The sequence below is a fragment of the Caballeronia grimmiae genome (assembly GCF_000698555.1).
Lineage (GTDB): Bacteria > Pseudomonadota > Gammaproteobacteria > Burkholderiales > Burkholderiaceae > Caballeronia > Caballeronia grimmiae.
In genome coordinates this window covers 223,371-239,417 of the sequence record NZ_JFHE01000006.1, presented here as the reverse complement: position 1 = coordinate 239,417, position 16,047 = coordinate 223,371, and the positions used below count along the sequence as shown (strand labels likewise).

Annotated in this window: 15 protein-coding genes; 8 read left to right on the top strand and 7 right to left on the bottom strand. The window is 62.8% G+C overall.

Annotated elements, in window-relative coordinates; genetic code table 11:
* The first annotated feature begins 52 nt into the window (after window positions 1-52).
* From BG57_RS10190 to speB, 7 genes are read left to right on the top strand one after another with little or no spacing between them, the layout of a single operon-like run.
* Window positions 53-667, top strand: coding sequence for an amino acid ABC transporter permease (locus tag BG57_RS10190; protein ID WP_229754017.1), 615 nt, complete (start codon window positions 53-55; stop codon window positions 665-667).
* Window positions 668-687: 20 nt separating this feature from the next.
* Window positions 688-1,341 carry an amino acid ABC transporter permease gene (locus BG57_RS10185; protein WP_035962684.1) on the top strand — a complete coding sequence of 218 codons (654 nt, stop codon included), beginning with the start codon at window positions 688-690 and terminating at the stop codon, window positions 1,339-1,341.
* Window positions 1,338-2,147, top strand: a complete 810-nt coding sequence (locus BG57_RS10180) for an amino acid ABC transporter ATP-binding protein (RefSeq protein ID WP_035962683.1) — start codon at window positions 1,338-1,340, stop codon at window positions 2,145-2,147. Before BG57_RS10185 ends, BG57_RS10180 begins: the two co-directional genes overlap by 4 nt.
* On the top strand, window positions 2,144-3,379 hold the full coding sequence (locus BG57_RS10175; RefSeq protein WP_035962682.1) for a M20 family metallo-hydrolase: 1,236 nt from the start codon (window positions 2,144-2,146) through the stop codon (window positions 3,377-3,379). The genes BG57_RS10180 and BG57_RS10175 overlap by 4 nt, the downstream gene beginning before the upstream one ends.
* A gap of 13 nt (window positions 3,380-3,392) precedes the next feature.
* Window positions 3,393-4,091 carry a DUF1989 domain-containing protein gene (locus BG57_RS10170; RefSeq protein WP_035962681.1) on the top strand — a complete coding sequence of 233 codons (699 nt, stop codon included), beginning with the start codon at window positions 3,393-3,395 and terminating at the stop codon, window positions 4,089-4,091.
* A gap of 33 nt (window positions 4,092-4,124) precedes the next feature.
* Window positions 4,125-4,814, top strand: a complete 690-nt coding sequence (locus tag BG57_RS10165) for a cupin domain-containing protein (RefSeq protein WP_075583109.1) — start codon at window positions 4,125-4,127, stop codon at window positions 4,812-4,814.
* 16 nt (window positions 4,815-4,830) lie between these two features.
* Entirely contained in the window at window positions 4,831-5,799 is a 969-nt protein-coding gene (gene speB / locus BG57_RS10160) for an agmatinase (RefSeq protein WP_035962680.1), read from the top strand.
* Window positions 5,800-5,934: 135 nt separating this feature from the next.
* Here speB and BG57_RS10155 read toward each other — a convergent pair whose 3' ends face one another.
* Window positions 5,935-7,176 carry a metal-dependent hydrolase family protein gene (locus tag BG57_RS10155; RefSeq protein ID WP_035962784.1) on the bottom strand — a complete coding sequence of 414 codons (1,242 nt, stop codon included), beginning with the start codon at window positions 7,174-7,176 and terminating at the stop codon, window positions 5,935-5,937.
* Between the two features lie 83 nt (window positions 7,177-7,259).
* A complete protein-coding gene (locus BG57_RS10150) occupies window positions 7,260-8,657 on the bottom strand; it encodes an MFS transporter (protein WP_035962679.1) in 1,398 nt (465 codons plus the stop codon).
* Between the two features lie 115 nt (window positions 8,658-8,772).
* On the opposite strand from BG57_RS10150, the gene BG57_RS10145 reads away from it, so the two are divergent.
* Window positions 8,773-9,756: a LysR family transcriptional regulator gene (locus BG57_RS10145; protein ID WP_081850861.1), complete on the top strand. Its 984-nt coding sequence runs from the start codon at window positions 8,773-8,775 to the stop codon at window positions 9,754-9,756.
* 387 nt (window positions 9,757-10,143) lie between these two features.
* Here BG57_RS10145 and BG57_RS10140 read toward each other — a convergent pair whose 3' ends face one another.
* From BG57_RS10140 to BG57_RS10120, 5 genes are all read right to left on the bottom strand, one after another.
* Window positions 10,144-11,970, bottom strand: a complete 1,827-nt coding sequence (locus tag BG57_RS10140; protein WP_035962781.1) for a sigma-54 interaction domain-containing protein — start codon at window positions 11,968-11,970, stop codon at window positions 10,144-10,146.
* A gap of 88 nt (window positions 11,971-12,058) precedes the next feature.
* On the bottom strand, window positions 12,059-13,201 hold the full coding sequence (locus tag BG57_RS10135) for a branched-chain amino acid ABC transporter substrate-binding protein (RefSeq protein WP_035962678.1): 1,143 nt from the start codon (window positions 13,199-13,201) through the stop codon (window positions 12,059-12,061).
* The gene (locus BG57_RS10130) at window positions 13,198-13,917 is read right to left on the bottom strand and encodes an HAD family hydrolase (RefSeq protein WP_035962677.1); all 720 of its coding nucleotides are present in this window, start codon (window positions 13,915-13,917) and stop codon (window positions 13,198-13,200) included. The genes BG57_RS10135 and BG57_RS10130 overlap by 4 nt, the downstream gene beginning before the upstream one ends.
* Window positions 13,914-14,681 (bottom strand): enoyl-CoA hydratase/isomerase family protein, encoded by a 768-nt coding sequence (locus BG57_RS10125; RefSeq protein ID WP_035962676.1) that lies wholly within the window; start codon window positions 14,679-14,681, stop codon window positions 13,914-13,916. Before BG57_RS10125 ends, BG57_RS10130 begins: the two co-directional genes overlap by 4 nt.
* Window positions 14,678-16,027, bottom strand: coding sequence for a phenylacetate--CoA ligase family protein (locus BG57_RS10120; protein WP_035962675.1), 1,350 nt, complete (start codon window positions 16,025-16,027; stop codon window positions 14,678-14,680). The genes BG57_RS10125 and BG57_RS10120 overlap by 4 nt, the downstream gene beginning before the upstream one ends.
* Between the last annotated feature and the right edge of the window lie 20 nt (window positions 16,028-16,047).

The following is a 16,047-nucleotide window of genomic DNA, read 5'->3' as shown; positions in this document are numbered from 1 at the left end:
CGATACGAACGGCCCCGATCTGCTCACGCGCTGCATCGGCTATCTGCCGCAGTTGCTCGACGGCGCGCTGACCACGTTCGTGCTCTCGGGCGTCGCCGTGTGTTGCGGCTTCTTCGTCGGCGTGTTCGTCTACACGATGTCCGTGAGCGACAGCCGTCTGATGCGCGGCGCGGCGCGCGTGTATGTCAGCGTGCTGCGCGGCACGCCGGTGCTCGCGCAACTGCTCGTGTTCTACTACGTGCCGTCCGCGCTCGGTCTGGAACTGCCGGGGCTCGCGGCGGCGGTGATCGGGCTCTCGCTGAACACCGGCGCGTACCAGTCCCAGATTCTCGGCGCGGGCTTTCGCTCGATCGCGCCGGGGCAGATCGAGGCGGCATCGACGTTCAATCTCACGCGGCGGCAGACCTTGTGGCACATCGAAGTGCCGCAGGTCGTGCGCGCGACACTCCCTGCTTTGGTATCCGAAATGATCGACATCGTCAAGGCGTCGGCGGTCGTGTCGGTGATCTCGGTAACGGACCTGATGCGCGTGAGCCAGCAGCTTTCGTCATCGACGTATCGGCCGCTCGAAGTGTACGCGCTGGCCGCGGTGTTTTATCTGGCGATCACGTCGCTGCTCGCGGGCGCGGGTCATGTGTATGCGCAACGCGCGGCACGGCGTCCCTGACCGGAGAACGAGGCATCAGCATGAACACTGTCATTGCACTCATCCCGCGCTTCATCGAAGCGATGGGCGTCACGCTCGAAGTGAGCGTGCTCGCCGCGCTCATCGGCATTGCCGCGGGCTTTGCCCTCAACGCGATGCGTCTCGCGTTCGGCCACCCGTTCACGCTTCTCTACGGCGCGTTCGTGTGGCTCGTGCGCGGCACGCCTTACCTTTCCCAGCTCGTCATCGTGTACTTCGGCTTGCCGGTCGTCGGCATCACGCTGTCCGCCGTGCAAGCCACCATTGTTTCGCTCGCGTTCTATTCGAGTGCCTATTTCGCAGAGCTTTTTCGCGCAGCGTGGGCCAGCGTGCCGCGCGGCCAACTCGAAGCCGCCGCCGCATTCGGCGTGAGCAGACGCGATGCGTTCCGCTCGATCGAATTGCCGCAGGCGCTCGCGTTCGCCGCGCCGCTCATCGCCAATCAAACCATCCTCGTCATTAAGGAAAGCGCGGTCGCCTCGATCATCACCGTACCGGAACTGACGATGACCGCAAGCGATATCGTCGCATCGAGCTACACGTATATCGGTCCGTATGCGCTGCTGATCGCTTGTTACTGGCTGCTCACCCAAGGTGTGTCGGTTATCGCACAGGCGGCGACATCGCGCATTCCGTTTTCGAGGAAGACATCATGAGCGACCTTCCGATTCTGAAGCTACACGCCGTCGGCAAGTCGTATGGCGAGAACCGCGTGCTCAAGGGCATCGACCTGGATGTGATGCGGGGCGAGATCGTCACGCTGATCGGGCCGTCCGGTTCCGGCAAGACAACTGCGCTGCGCTGCATGAATTTTCTCGAAGCCTACGATGAAGGCGAAGTGTGGATCAAAGGCCAGTTGCTCGGCTATCGCTCGACGGGACGCACGGCGAAGGATCGCGATAGCGAAGCGAGCATCGCCGAAGTGCGCCGCCCTATTTCGATGGTCTTTCAGCAGTTCAATCTCTGGCCTCACATGAACGCGCTCGACAACGTGGCGACGCCGCTCGTGCTCGCCAAGAGGACGAGCAAGCGCGAAGCCCGCGAAAAAGCCCTCGCCGCGCTCAAACGCGTGGGCCTCGACCATAAGGCCGATGCCTATCCCGCGCGACTGAGCGGCGGACAGCAGCAGCGCGTGGGCATCGCGCGGGCGCTGGCTATCGAACCCGAAGTGATTTTGCTCGACGAGCCAACATCCGCGCTCGATCCCGAACTCGTGGAAGAAGTGCTCAACGTGATCCGCTCGCTTGCGCAAGAAGGCATGACGATGGTCATGGTGACGCATGAAATGAGCTTCGCCGCGACGATCTCCGACAAGGTCGTGTTCATGGAAGCGGGCAAGATCGTCGAAGCGGGACCGCCCGCGCAACTCTTCGGCAATACACGCACGCCGCGTCTTCAGCAGTTTCTCAAGCCGTGGCTTGAACGCAGCCTCGATTTCGTGAGCCAAGGAGCGACGTCGTGATCGCCACGCAAATCGCCGATGCGGTGAACGCCGACCGCCTGCTCGAATCGATCGATGCTCTCGCCGCCTTCGGCGCGCGCGGTGACGGCGGCGTGAACCGCCCGGCGCTCGGCGAGCGCGATCTCGAAGCGCGGCGCTTCCTGGTTGAACGTGCCCGTGCGCTCGGATGCAGCGCGCGCGTCGATGCGTGCGCGAATCTCTTCTTTCGCCGCGAAGGAGATGCGTCGCTGGCTCCGGTGATGACCGGCAGCCACATCGACACCCAGCCGACCGGCGGCAGGCTCGATGGCTGTTATGGCGTGCTCGCGGGCTTCGAAGTGCTCGCCGCACTGAGCGATGCGAACGTGCGCACGCGCCGTCCGCTCGAAGTCGCGATCTGGACCAACGAGGAAGGCACGCGCTTCTCGCCGGGCGCAATGGGATCGAGCGCGTTCGTGGAGCCGTCGCGCATGACGCGTCATGCCGAAGCGCGCGATGCCGACGGCATCACGCTGGGCGACGCACTAGAGCGTCACCGGAACGCATTCCCCGACCTCGCGCAGCGCATCGAGCGCGACGCGCCGCATGCATTCGTCGAGCTTCACATCGAACAAGGTCCGCAACTGGAAACCGCCGGTGTTCCGCTTGCGGTCGTCAGCGGCATACAAGGCGTGCGCTGGTACGCGTTTCACGTCGAAGGCACGGCGGCCCACGCCGGGACCACGCCGATGCCGCTGCGCCGCGATGCGATGACGCGGGCAATTGCATTGCGCCATGAACTCGATGCGATCGCGCACGAACTCGGCGGCGGCGATACGCGCGTCACGTTCGGACGCTGGAGCATCGAACCGAATTCGATCAACACGATTCCCTCGGCGGTGACGTTCACCGTCGACTTCCGTCATCCCGATGCGGGCGTGCTCGCCGCATTCGATGCACACGCGAAGACGATCGCACAGCGCCACGACGCGCGCATCGAAGCGTTGTTCACGCATGCGCCGGTCGCATTCGATGCGTCCGTGCTGTCACGCATCGACGAAGCCTGCCGCGCGCTCGATGCCCGCGCCCTGCACATGACGTCCGGCGCGTTTCACGACGCAATGTATCTCGCGCAGCATTGCCCGAGCGGCATGATCTTCGTGCCGAGCCGCGACGGCATCAGCCATAACCCCGCAGAAGCCACCGACGCCGCGCATCTCGTGCTCGGCGCGCGGGTGCTCGCGCATTGCCTCACTACACTCTGCAACGACTGAAGGAGCCATCGACATGAACGCCCCCGCCACCATCCACGCCTGCGCCGATGACAACGGCCAGGAAACCGGCGTCAACGCCACGCTGAACGAACCCATCTCGCCGGACGGCACGGCGGAAATCGGCAAGACCTATACGGTCCCCGCCCGCTGCGGCCGCGCCGTGCGCGTCAAGGCGGGGCAGACGATCCGCATCGCCAATCCGCACGGCACGCAAGTGTGCGATACGTGGATCTTCAACGCGCAGCATCTGAACGAGTTCCTGTCGTTCGAACATACGCGCGCATCCATCGACAAGATCATTCCGCAAACGGGCGACCCGCTCGTGACGAACCAGCGCCGCCCGATCGCCGAACTTGCCGCCGACACGTCGCCCGGCGTGCACGACACGCTGATCGCGGCGTGCGATCTGTATCGCTATCGCAATCTCGGTGTCGAGCATTATCACGACAACTGCTCGGACAACCTCCGCCTTGCGCTGAAGGCCATCGGTCTGCGCACGAAAGAAGTGCCGCAGCCGTTCAACCTGTGGATGAACATCCCGGTCAAGCCCGATTACACGATCGACTGGCTGCCGCCCGTTTCGAAGTCCGGCGATTACGTCGATATCAAAGCCGCGATGGATTGCGTCGTCGTGATGTCCGCGTGCCCGCAAGATATCATTCCGATCAACGCGCTCAACCCGCTCGAGGTCGAGTTCACGGTTCTCGCGTAAGCGCGGTTTCCTTTATTCGACAGGACGTTCTTCGTGCCCAGCAAACGACTTTCATCGACGACCGATGCCGCCCGCGCCCCGCGCAAGACGGCATCTTCACGGGCTCCGCGCAAAGTGGACGGCGCAGCGGGCACGTCTGCCGCCGATGGCCTGGGCACGCGCCTGCGTCATGCGCGCATGGTGCGGCACATGACGCTCAAGGCGCTCGCCCAGACGGCCGGTTGCTCCGAGAGCCTGCTGTCGAAAGTCGAGGGCGGCCACGCCACGCCGTCGCTCGCAATGCTGCACAAGCTGGCCATCGCGCTGGATACGAATATCGCGGCGCTGCTGTCGTCGCCCGCGATGACGGCATCGCCCGTGCAGCGTGCGGGCGAGCGGCCGTCCGTGCGCTTTCCGGGTGCGCGTGCCCCGACGGATCGGAGCAGGCGCGGCCGCGGTTCGATCGTGCTCGAGCGTTTGGTCGTGCCGAGTCCCGGCCAGTTGCTTCAGTGCGACATCCACGTGCTCGAACCGCTCGCGCGCAGCGACGAGCAGATTCATCACGTCGGCGAAGAACTCGGATACGTGCTCGAAGGCGAACTGGAACTGACGCTCGCCGATCAGACCTATTCGCTGAAAGCCGGCGATTCGTTTTACTTCGCGAGCACCGAGCCGCATAGCTATCGCAATCCGGGCGATACGGTCGCACGCATTCTTTGGGTCAACACCCCGCCTACCTTCTGACTCTCTCGCTCACATCATGGCCGCCACCGATCTTTCACAGATGCAGTTGCCGCGTTTCGCCGGAATCCCCACGTTCATGCGCGTGCCGTTCGAGCGCGATCTCGCGGCGCTCGATATCGCGCTGGCAGGCGTACCGTTCGATGGGGGCGTCACCGCGCGTCCCGGCGCGCGTTTCGGTCCGCGCGAAATCCGCAATATGTCGACGATGATGCGCGCGATCCATCACGTCACGCGTTTCAATCCGTTCGAGGCGTGCCGCGTGGCCGATATCGGCGATGTGCCGTTCGAGCATCTCTACGATCTGGAGGCCGCGCATGGGGACATCCGCCGCTTCTTCGAGCCAGTGTTTCGCGCCGGAAAAATGGCGCTGATCGCGGGCGGCGATCATTCGATCACCTATCCGGTTTTCCAGGCTATAGCGCCGAAATCGCCCCTCGCGCTCGTCCACATCGATGCGCACACCGACACCTGGGACGCGTTCAAGGGTTCGAAATTCACGCATGGCGCTCCGTTCAGACGGGCAGTCGAAGCTGGCCTGCTCGACCCGAAGCGCACGATCCAGATCGGCATTCGCGGCGCGCAGAACACCGACGAAGGCTGGCGTTACTCGCTCGATCACGGCATGCGTGTGGTGTTCATCGAGGAATTCGAGAAACGCGGGCCAACGGCGATTGCGGAAGAGGCGCGGAGAATCGTCGGTGATGCGCCGGTTTATCTCTCGCTCGACGTGGACGGTCTCGATCCGGTCTTTACGCCGGGCACGGGCACGCCGGAAATCGGCGGCCTGACGACGCGGGAAACGCTGGCGCTCTTGCGCGGACTGGACGGGCTGAACTGGGTCGGCGGCGACGTGGTGGAGGTATCGCCGCCTTACGATCCGAGCGGCAACACCGCGCTTGTCGCTGCGACGATGATGTACGAGATTTTGTGCCTGTTCGCCAAACGTGCCGCGATGCCGGGCATCAACGCGCCCGTCAGTATCTAAGTGCCGTGATTTACTTCGCGGACGTGAAGCGAAAAGACCAGAATGCTCCGCGCGCAAGGGTGAAAATGCCGAATCGCGACGGCTTCGTCGGCGATCCGCGGCCGGGCAAGTCATAGCTCACGGCCGCTTCTGCCCTCACAGTTCGTTAAAGTGAATCTCGCCGGATTTCATCACGAGCGGAATGCGCTCGCCCTGGCCGAGCATGCAGGAGATATCGGCGAGCGGGTTGCCATCGACGACGATCATGTCGGCCCATGCGCCCGGCGCGATGCAGCCGAGCTTATCGGACAAGCCGAGCACTTCGGCGGCGGTCGTGGTCGCGGCGAGCAGCGCCGCCTTGTTGCCGAGCACTTCGGAACGGATACGGAATTCGTCGCTTTGCAGACGCTGCGAAGGTCCGAGCAAGTCGGATCCGAAGCCCATCTTCACGCCTGCATCGCGATAGATCTCGAGCGAACGCAAGCCCGCCTCGCGCACGTCCGCGATCTTCGCGACGCTTTCCTCGCCAAGGCCGTATTGCGCGCCTTCGGAAGCCAGCGCTTCATACGTGACGAGCGTCGGCACCACGTATGCGCCATGTTCGGCCATTAGCCTGGCGGCGGGCGCATCGATCAGGTTGCCGTGCTCGATCGTGCGCACGCCCCAGCGCACGACGCGCGAGATCGCATCGGCGGTGTAGGCATGCGCCATCACGTACGTATGGCGCGCGCGCGCTTCCTCGACGATCGCGCGTACTTCATCCTCTGCATAACCGTATGCGCCGACAGGATCGGTCGGCGACGCCACGCCGCCCGACGCCATGATCTTCAGATGGTCCGCGCCCATCTGCAGTTCTTCGCGCGCGGCGCGGCGCACTCCATCGACGCCATCCGCCACGCGTGCGAGCGCGCCTACGCGCACGCAGCATCCGCACGGCGCGCTATTGCCCATGTAGTCGGAGCGGGCGCGCATGTCGCCGTGTCCGCCTGTCTGACTGAGCGCGCGTCCCGCCACGAAAAGACGCGGCCCGACAGCGAGCCCGCTTTCCACCGCGATCTTGTGCGGATGTGCCGCCCCGCCCGCATCGCGTACGGTGGTGAAACCTCGACGCAGCATCGCGCGCATGATGGGCACCGAACGCAGCGTCACCAGCACGTTGGGCATGTGCACTTGCTGCGAAAGATTGAGCTGCACGGCGACCACGTGGACGTGCAGGTCGATAAGACCCGGCATCAACGTCTTGCCCTTCAGATCGATCACCTGCGATGCCGCGCTTTGCAGCGGCTTGTCGGACACTTCCTTGATGAGCCCGTTTTCGACGAGCACGTGATGCGCTTCGCGCAATTCGCCTCGTGCGGGATCGAGCACGGCAGCATTGCTGAACAGGATGCTTTGCACTGTCATCTTCTCCATGAAAAAGCCGCTGCCCGAGCGTGCGCAGCGGCGTTATGGCTTTGCGTCCTCACCCGTGGCTCATTGCGTCATCGCGCCGATGCTTCGGTCACCGACGTCATGCTGGATGCCTCGCCCGCCGCGATGTCTTCGAGCGAGCGCCCGCGCGTCGGCACACCCATCACGACAACGGCGATCGCGCCGAGCAGCAGGACGACGGTCGTCACGCCGAACACGCCGGCGAAGCCGAAGACCGGATAGAGATAGCCGACCAGAATCGGCGAGACGATCGCACCGATGCGCCCGATTGCGGATGCCGTTCCCGCGCCGGTCGTGCGCACCGCGGTCGGGAAGACTTCGGCCGTATAGGCATAGACACCGGCATAAGTGCCGTTCATGAAGAACGACAGAAGAATGCCCGCGACCATGATCTGGCCGTTCGTGCTCGCGAACGCCATGCCGAGCGCGCAAGCGCAGCCGCACAACATGTACGATGCGATCGTCGCCTGCCGGCCAATGCGTTCGTTGAACCATGCCGCGCTGAAGTAGCCGGGCACCTGCGCGACATACATCGCCAGCGAATATCCGAAGCTGCGCGTGATGCTCATGCCGTGCTGCACGAGCAGGCCGGGAATCCAGGTAAAGAACGCGTAATAGCTGAAGGTGATGGAGAGCCACATGAGCCACGTCATCACCGTGATGCGCGCCTGGCGGCCCGCCCACAGTGCGCGGAAGTTGGCGATCAGGGTGCCCGTTTCAGCCGATGGCTCGCCGCTCGGCGTCGCCGCTTCCGCACGCGGCAGTTCGATGCCGCGCCGCGTGAAGTCGGCTTCGATCTGGCCGAGCACGCGCTCGGCTTCATCGCGACGCTTGCGGCTCTCGAGCCAGCGCGGCGATTCGGGCAGCGAACGCCGCCACCACAGGAGCATCACGACCGGCAGCGCGGTAATGAACAGCACCGTGCGCCAGCCTTCAGGAAACGCGGGCACGATGAAATAGCCGAGCAGCGCCGCCGCCACGAAACCGAACGAAAAGAAGCCCGCGAGTGCGCCGGTGAACACGCCGCGATAACGCTTCGCCACGAACTCCGCGAGATACGGTGCGATGATCGCGCTCTCCGCGCCCGTTCCCATGCCCGCGACGATGCGCGAGGCGAGGAACGTGGGCCATGTATCGGTCATCGCGCTAACGATGGAAGCAATGCTGTAAAGCAGCAGCGCATACATCATCACCTTGCGCCGGCCGATCAGATCGCCGAGCGTGCCCGCAAAGAGCGCGCCGAAGAAGTAGCCGATGAAATTGCCGCTGCCGAGCACGCCGGTCTGCACGCTCGTGAGCGCCCAGTCGTGTCGCAGCACGGGCAGCACGAAGGCGACCGCGGCGGCATCCATCGCGTCGAATGCATAGCCCAGGCCGCCCATCATCAACAGGCGCCAGTGAAAGCGTCCGAAAGGAAGACGTTCGATGCGCGCGGATACGTTCGACACAGGATTCTCCAGAGCAGAGCGAGGCACATGGTTTAGCTCGCCATTCTACGAGCCGTCGCACGTCAACCATATTTATAATCGTGATCCCGCACATTGATACGGTGAATGGCTTTCCATGAGCTTTCGAACTCTCGATCTGAACCTGCTGAAGGTGTTCGAAGCGTTGATGACCGAAGGCGCGGTCACGCGCGCCGCGACGAAGTTATCGCTCACGCAGCCCGCGGTCAGCAACGCGTTGAGCCGCTTGCGTGAGGCCTTCGGCGATCCGCTTTTCGTTCGTCACGGCGCGGGCGTCACGCCGACGCAACGCGCCATGGCGCTGTGGGGACCTATTGGCGAATCGCTGAGCCGCATCCGTGGCGCGCTGGACGAGCAGACCTTCCTGCCAGCGTTCGCCGAAGTCAACTTCAGCCTGTCGATGTCCGATTATGTCGCGGGCATCGTGATGCCACGCCTCACTACGCGCTTCGGCAAGACCGCGCCCGGTGTGCGCTTCCATACCGTGCCGAACATCCTGCTCGATGCGCCTGCGCTGCTCGAAGGCAATCGCGTGGACTATCTGATTGGCGTGTATGTGAACGAGACGCTGCCGCCATCGCATATCCGATCGCTTTCGTTGTGGCCCGTCGAGTACGGCTGCGTGATGCGCCGCGATCATCCGCTCGCCGCAACCGGCAAGCTGACCACGCGGCGCTTTCTCAACGCGCGTCATGTCGATGTGAGCCTCGCTGGGCAGACGCAACCGTCGTTCGACAGCTTCCTCGCATCGCGTGGATTGAAGCGCAATCTCGTCGCGACGGTGAACCACTACACGGTCGCGTGCGACATGATCCGCGCGAGCGATCTCATCGGCCTGTTGCCGAGCGATCTATGCAAGCGGCTTGCGCCGAAGGGCGAACTCGTCAGCGTGCGCGCGCCGCTCGAAGCGCCCGATCGCGTGATTAGCCTCTTCTGGCATCAGCGCAATGAAACATCGCCGGCGCACATGTGGCTGCGCGAGCAACTTGTAGAGATGTTCGCGTCGCCCGGACTCGTCGCCAGCGGCAATGAAGGCGCTCGTGCGAAGGGCAAGCGCGTGGGGCGTAGGTCATCGCGTTGAGTCAAGTGTCCGCACGGCAGTGTCTAACGAAGCGATCGATTTAGAACGGTGAGCGAAATCGCCTCTCTATGATTGTTTGAATTCTGGAGCGTGCCATGTCCGGAAGCAAGACGAAGGGAAACAAGTCAGCAGCGTCAAACTGATGACGCAGGACAACCGTATGTGAGGCTTACAGTCTGTCGGACCGACGAACACCACTTCGCGGTGTTCTCCCTTAGGGCTTGTACGATCGGCGATGCATCGCATCCGTAAAGGCGCGCTTTGTAGAGGCCGTCGAACGTCGAGATGAACCGCCGCAACAACTCCACGCGCTGGCCACGCCGTCATTTGCTCTCCAGCAACTCAAGGCGAATCTCAGACCATAGGCTGGCTCTTGGAACCGAGATCCTAGGACGGATGTCGAAGCGACCGCTCGATACGAATGCCGTGCCGCTTCATCTTCGCGTATAGCGCGGGCTTCGACACGCGTAGCAACTTCGCGCAGGTCGTAACATTGAAGCGACATGCTTCGAGCGCATTCTCGATCGCGATGCGCTCGGCCTCGTGAAGCGACACTGGCTCGTGAGATGACGCGTTGCGCGTGTCACTGCCTGGCTGCACGCTCATCGCACTGCGCAAAAACGGCGATACATCCGCAATGCAATCGCCTTCATTCAGATTCACCATCTTCTCGACAAGATTTTCCAGCTCGCGCACGTTACCCGGCCAACCGTGAACTTCGAGCTGTTGCAGCGCATGCTTCGAAAGCGATGGCGTCGGCTTGTGCATCCGCGTGCAGTATCGCTCGAGGAAGAATGCCGTCATTGCCGCGATGTCTTCGCGCCGCTCGCGCAACGGCGCAATCGTGATTTCGATTACGTTGCATCGATAAAAAAGGTCTTCGCGGAAGGTCTTTTCGCGCACCATGGCCGCAAGATCGCGGTTGCTCGCGCAGACGATGCGAACGTCCACCGGAATGCCGCGTGTATCGCCAATGCGCGTGACCTCGCGTTCCTGCAACACGCGCAGCAGTTTCGCCTGCACGTCGATAGGCAACTCCGATATCTCGTCGAGGAAGACCGTTCCGCCATCGGCAGATTCGAACTTGCCTGGACGACCGTCGCGCGCCGCGCCCGTGAAGCTGCCGGGCGCGTGGCCGAACAGTTCGCTTTCGATGAGCGAATGAGGAAGCGCCGCGCAATTGATTGCGATGAACGGCAGCGTGCTGCGCACACTCGCGTTGTGAATGGCCTGCGCAAAGACCTCCTTGCCGACGCCGCTTTCGCCCGAGAGCAGCACGTTGGATGCGCCGCGCGCCGCCTTCTTCGCCGCATCGAGCGCGCGCTTCAAAGCGGCACTCGGTCCGATGACGCTGTCAAAAGTAAAGCGCGCATGGTTGCCCGCATAGCGTCCTGCCATCTTGCGCACGCGACGCATCTCACGGAACGTGTTGACGACGGACACCACTTCGCCACAGCGGTTCTTGATGGGAATAGCCGTATCCAGCAGATGAAGATGACGCGCCGGAGAATCGATGATCAACTCGCGATCCACATAGCCCGAGCCGGTACGAAAGATGGGACCGATGATCGGCTCGAAGTCGATCACCTCGTTGAGCGTCTTGCCGATACTCGTCTTCGGATCGATGCCGAGAATACGCCCCGCCACCGAGTTGACATGGCGTAGCACGTGACCTTGTCCGATCACCATCAAGCCATCGCCGATATGGTCGATGATCGCGCGTTGCTCTTCGACGAGCGTGTCGTAGGCAGCGAGATCGAAGGCGCTCCGAAGGAGCACGTCGAGCGTCGCGCCCAGCAGCGTCATCAGGCTTGCGGGCGAGCCCTTGCCGTTGCTGCTTGCGTCAAGCGGGCGCAAGGCAATCAAAAAAACACGTCGTCCATGCGTCTCGACTCGCAGCGCGAACGCTTGCGCAAACGATGCAGCGGGTCCCGCGAGCGTCAGCACCACGCAGCGTCCAGGCGACATCGACGTGGCCGCTTCGGCCACCACGGCAAGCTGCGCGGACGGACAATGCGCAAAGAACGCATCGCGTGTCGCCGCGTCGGCTTTCGTGAATTCGTCGATGCTTTCCAGCACGTGCCCCGCGCGATCCAGCGTGAACAGGCACACCTGTGCTTCGTTTGCGACAAGCACGCGCGCGCTCTTCCATCTCGTGCTGGCGAGTGCCCCTTCGAGCGTGACGGTATCGGGATCGAGCGCGACGGTGGCCATGTATTCCTGCAAGCGGTCGGGCAACGTCACCGAATATAGCAGTTCAAAATCCCGCCGCCGCCGCGCTACGATTTCTAAAGGGGACGCGTCAATCCTTCTGCGCAATTGCAGTGAGCGCGCCGCTGTTCAACTGATACACCGTGACTGGCGCATCGACCCAATCGCCGTTTGCATCGAAGCGCACCGGGCCGAGAATGCTCGTAAACGCCTGTTCGCGCAGCGCTTTGACGTACACCTCGGGCTTCGACGATCCCGTCTTCTGCATCGCGTCTGCAACGACGAGCGTTGCGGCATAGAACGCGGGTGCATACGTATCGACATCGGCGCTGAACGCACTCTTGAACTTCGTGCGAAAGGTCTTGCCGTCCGGTAACGAGTCGAGCGGCGCGCCGCCTTGCGCGCAGAACATGCGCTTGTCGGCGGCTCCGGCCGATAGCTTGTCGAATTCAGGCGAGCAGATACCGTCGCCGCCTACCAGCGTTGCATTGATGCCGAGCTCACCCATCTGCCGCGCAAGCGTCGCGGCCTGCGCATAGTAACCGCCATAAAACACGACCTGCGGATTGCGTGACTTGATCTGCGTGAGAATGGCCTTGAAATCGGTTGCCTTGTCCGTGCTGTATTCACGCGCGACAACTTGTAATCCCGCCTTCTTTGCGCTGTCGACGAATACATCGGCGACGCCCACGCCATAAGCGGTCCGGTCATCGATTACTGCGGCGCGTTGTGCATTCAACACTTTCGCCGAATAAAGCGCCATGCGGCCACCCATGACGTTGTCGTTGGTTGCGAGCCGAAACACATAGGGATAACCCAGGTGCGTGAGTTGCGGGTTAGATGACGCGCCGGTCATCATCACCACGTGCGCATCGTTGTAGATTCGCGCGGCGGGAATGCTCACGCCCGAGTTGTAATGGCCAATGACCGCGGACACGCCATCGTCCACGAGCTTTTGCGCTACGCTCACGCCTGCTTTCGGATCGCCCTGGTCGTCCATCGAGACCAGTTCGAAGCGCACGGGCTTGCCTGCAATCGTGAAGGCTTTCGCATTGAGTTCGTCGATGGCAAGCCGTACACCGCGCTCATTGTCCTTGCCGCTCTGCGCCGCGCTGCCGGTGAGCGGGCCTGCCACGCCGATCTTGACCACTTCCTGCGCGTAGGCTGCGCGCGTTGTGCCGACCATCGTCAACGCGCATGCCATGAACGCCATCGCCAAGTTGAATCGTTTCATATCGTTTCCCCAGTCGCAGTCAATGACAGACCTTCAAGAACGTCCCGTACCGGCGACAGCGTGTCGAATTCGAAATCGGGACGTGGCTGCCACGTGCCGAGCGTGTCCCGCGTGCGATTGATCCAGGCCACCGCCATGCCCAGAGGCTTTGCTCCGTCGATGTCGGCCCAGCTCGCGAGCGAGCAATGCAGCACGTCGTGCGCATCCACCGCCAGGCGGTCGAGCGCGAGCGCAAAGATCGCCTGCGATGGCTTGTAGGCCTGCGCCATCTCCGCTGTCGTCACATGCTCGAAATAGCGTGTGAGCCGCGTGCGCCGCCACAGATCGCTGTCCATGTTGGTGATCGGCATGAGCGGATAACGCGAAGCAGCCCAATCGAGGAACGGCTCTGCATCGGTATGCGCCGGCGATGCTTCGACCAGATGCGAGAGGAACAGGTCGGTCAGCGTTTCCATCGCATGGCCTTTACGCGCGCCGGGGCAGTGCGTATCGAGGCAATCGGCGAGTGCCTGTTGCGCGACATCGCGATAACGCGCGTAGGCCTGGCCTCGATAAAGCCGCACGTTGCGGATGTCCCAATCGAGATAGACCTGAGAGACAGGTTCGTGTGCCTCGACCGAGATGCGCCGCAGAACTTCGGCCATGCCGAGCGTGCCGCCGTGGTCAACATCGACGAGCGTGCCGAAGTAATCGAAGGTAATGGCTTTGGGATTCATTGCGATGTCTTCCTGTTCGTGAAGGCCTTCACGCGCTCGGCCGCATCCGGCAGCGCGAATGCCTCGATGGTGACCGCACTCTCGAGTTCGAGACTGCGAGCGAGCAAGCCCGACAGGTCGCTCGTTACCAGTTTCTTCAGCTTCGATACGGACGTCGTTGAGCGTTGCGCGATACGTGCTGCAAGTTCGAGCGCGGTCTCAAGCACAGCGTCGCGCGGGACCACGCGATTGACCAAACCCATCGATAGCAGCGTCTGCGCGCTCTGCCTTTCGCCAAGCAGCCAAAGCTCCATCGCGCGTTGATGCCCTATCGCCTGCGGCAGCAGATGCGTGACGCCGCCCGTCACGAATTGTCCCCACTCCATCTCGGGAAAGAAGCACACGAGATCGTCCGATGCCACCACGATGTCGCAATTGAGCATCCACTCGAAGCCACCGCCGACGGCATAACCATGCACCGCGCCGACCACGGGCTTGGCACAGAACATCAGATCGTGCGTGATGCGCTGAATGCGCCCGATATGACTGCGGATACTTTCATCGCTTTCGCTTTGGGCGTCGAACTCCTTGAGGTCGTCCCCCGCGCAGAACGCGCGTCCTGCACCGGTAAGCACGATGACGCGGCATGACGCATCGTCGAGCGCGCTCTGCAGCGCGTCGTGCAGATCGTCAAGCAACGCGCCGCCGATGGCGTTCATACGCTCAGGCCGGTTCAACGTGACGATGGCAAGCGGTCCTTCCATGTGTAGCGTTACGTCGCTCATGCGGGCTCCTTGTCGATCCAGCGCGTCTTGCCTTCGGTACGCGGAAAATGCTCGAATGGCACCATCGTGACCGTTGCGCTCGCGCCGATACGATTGCGTACGGCCGCCTCGATGTGATGCGCGGCATCCGCCCAGCGCGCTGTATCGAGACCGCTCGCCGCTTCGACTGTCATCGCGATGCGGTCGTAAGGGCCATCGCCCTTGAGCGCGATGCGAAACTGTCCCGAGGCCCATTGCGGCAGCGCTTCCACAGCGAGCCGGACGGCGCCCGGAAATACGTTGATGCCGCGGACGTTGAACATGTCGTCGGTGCGACCGGTTACGCGAAAACGCCATGCCGTGCGTCCATCTTCGCCGGGATCGACGGCGGTCACCGTCACCACGTCGCGGGTGCGATAACGCACGAGTGGCTGACATTGCTTGCGCAGATGCGTACACACGAGCTCGCCCGTAACGCCCTCTTCAATAGGCAAACGCGCGAGTGTCTCGGGGTCGACGATCTCCGCGAACACGATATCCGCTGCATGAAACAAGAGGTCGTTGGTCCAGTCCGTCTGTCCGCCAAGAATGCTCAGAACCTCCGACAAGCCGAAGTTCGCATTGCGCACCTTGAAGCCCCACTTGTCCTCCATCGCCGCGCGCAACGCCGGATTGTCGAGACCCGCTTCGCCGCCGAACAGTCCGAGCTTCAGGCCGAGTTCGCGCGGTGCGGGTCCGCCTGTTTCGCGCAACACTTGCTCGATGAGCGCGGGATACGAAGGCGTACAAGAGATCGCGTTGATGCCGAGACTCAGAATGGAATCGATCAACATCCGCGTGTTGCCGACGCCGAACGGCGCGACGGTCGCGCCAGTGGCTTCGAGAATGGTGTGATCGGTGAAGCCGCCGGTCCACATGCAATAGTTCAGGCAGTGGATCACGCGGTCATCGGGGCGGAGACCCGCCGCCCACATCGAGCGTGCGCCGACGCGTGCCATGTCCAATGCATCGCGTGTGCTGTTTGCGAGAATCAAAGGGCGCCCGGTCGTGCCCGATGTGCGATGCAAGCGCGCAATGGCGCTTTCCGCGCATGCCACGTAATCGCCGAATGGCGACGCGCCCTCCTGACTCACGCGCAACTCGTCCTTCTCCGTGAAGGGCAGCTCCTGCAGCGAATCGAGCGTGATGTCGTCGCGTTCGATCCAGCGTGCGAGCTTCGAACGATAGAACGCCGACATCGCACGCAGATACGTCCATTGCGTCCGCCAGAGCGTGTCCTGATGGCGACGCACGTCGGCTGACGGTAGCGTCTCGAAGGCTTCGTCGAAGTACACGCCATGCGTTGGGGGAGTCACAGCCACGTCCATGTCTTTCCTCGGTTGAGCGG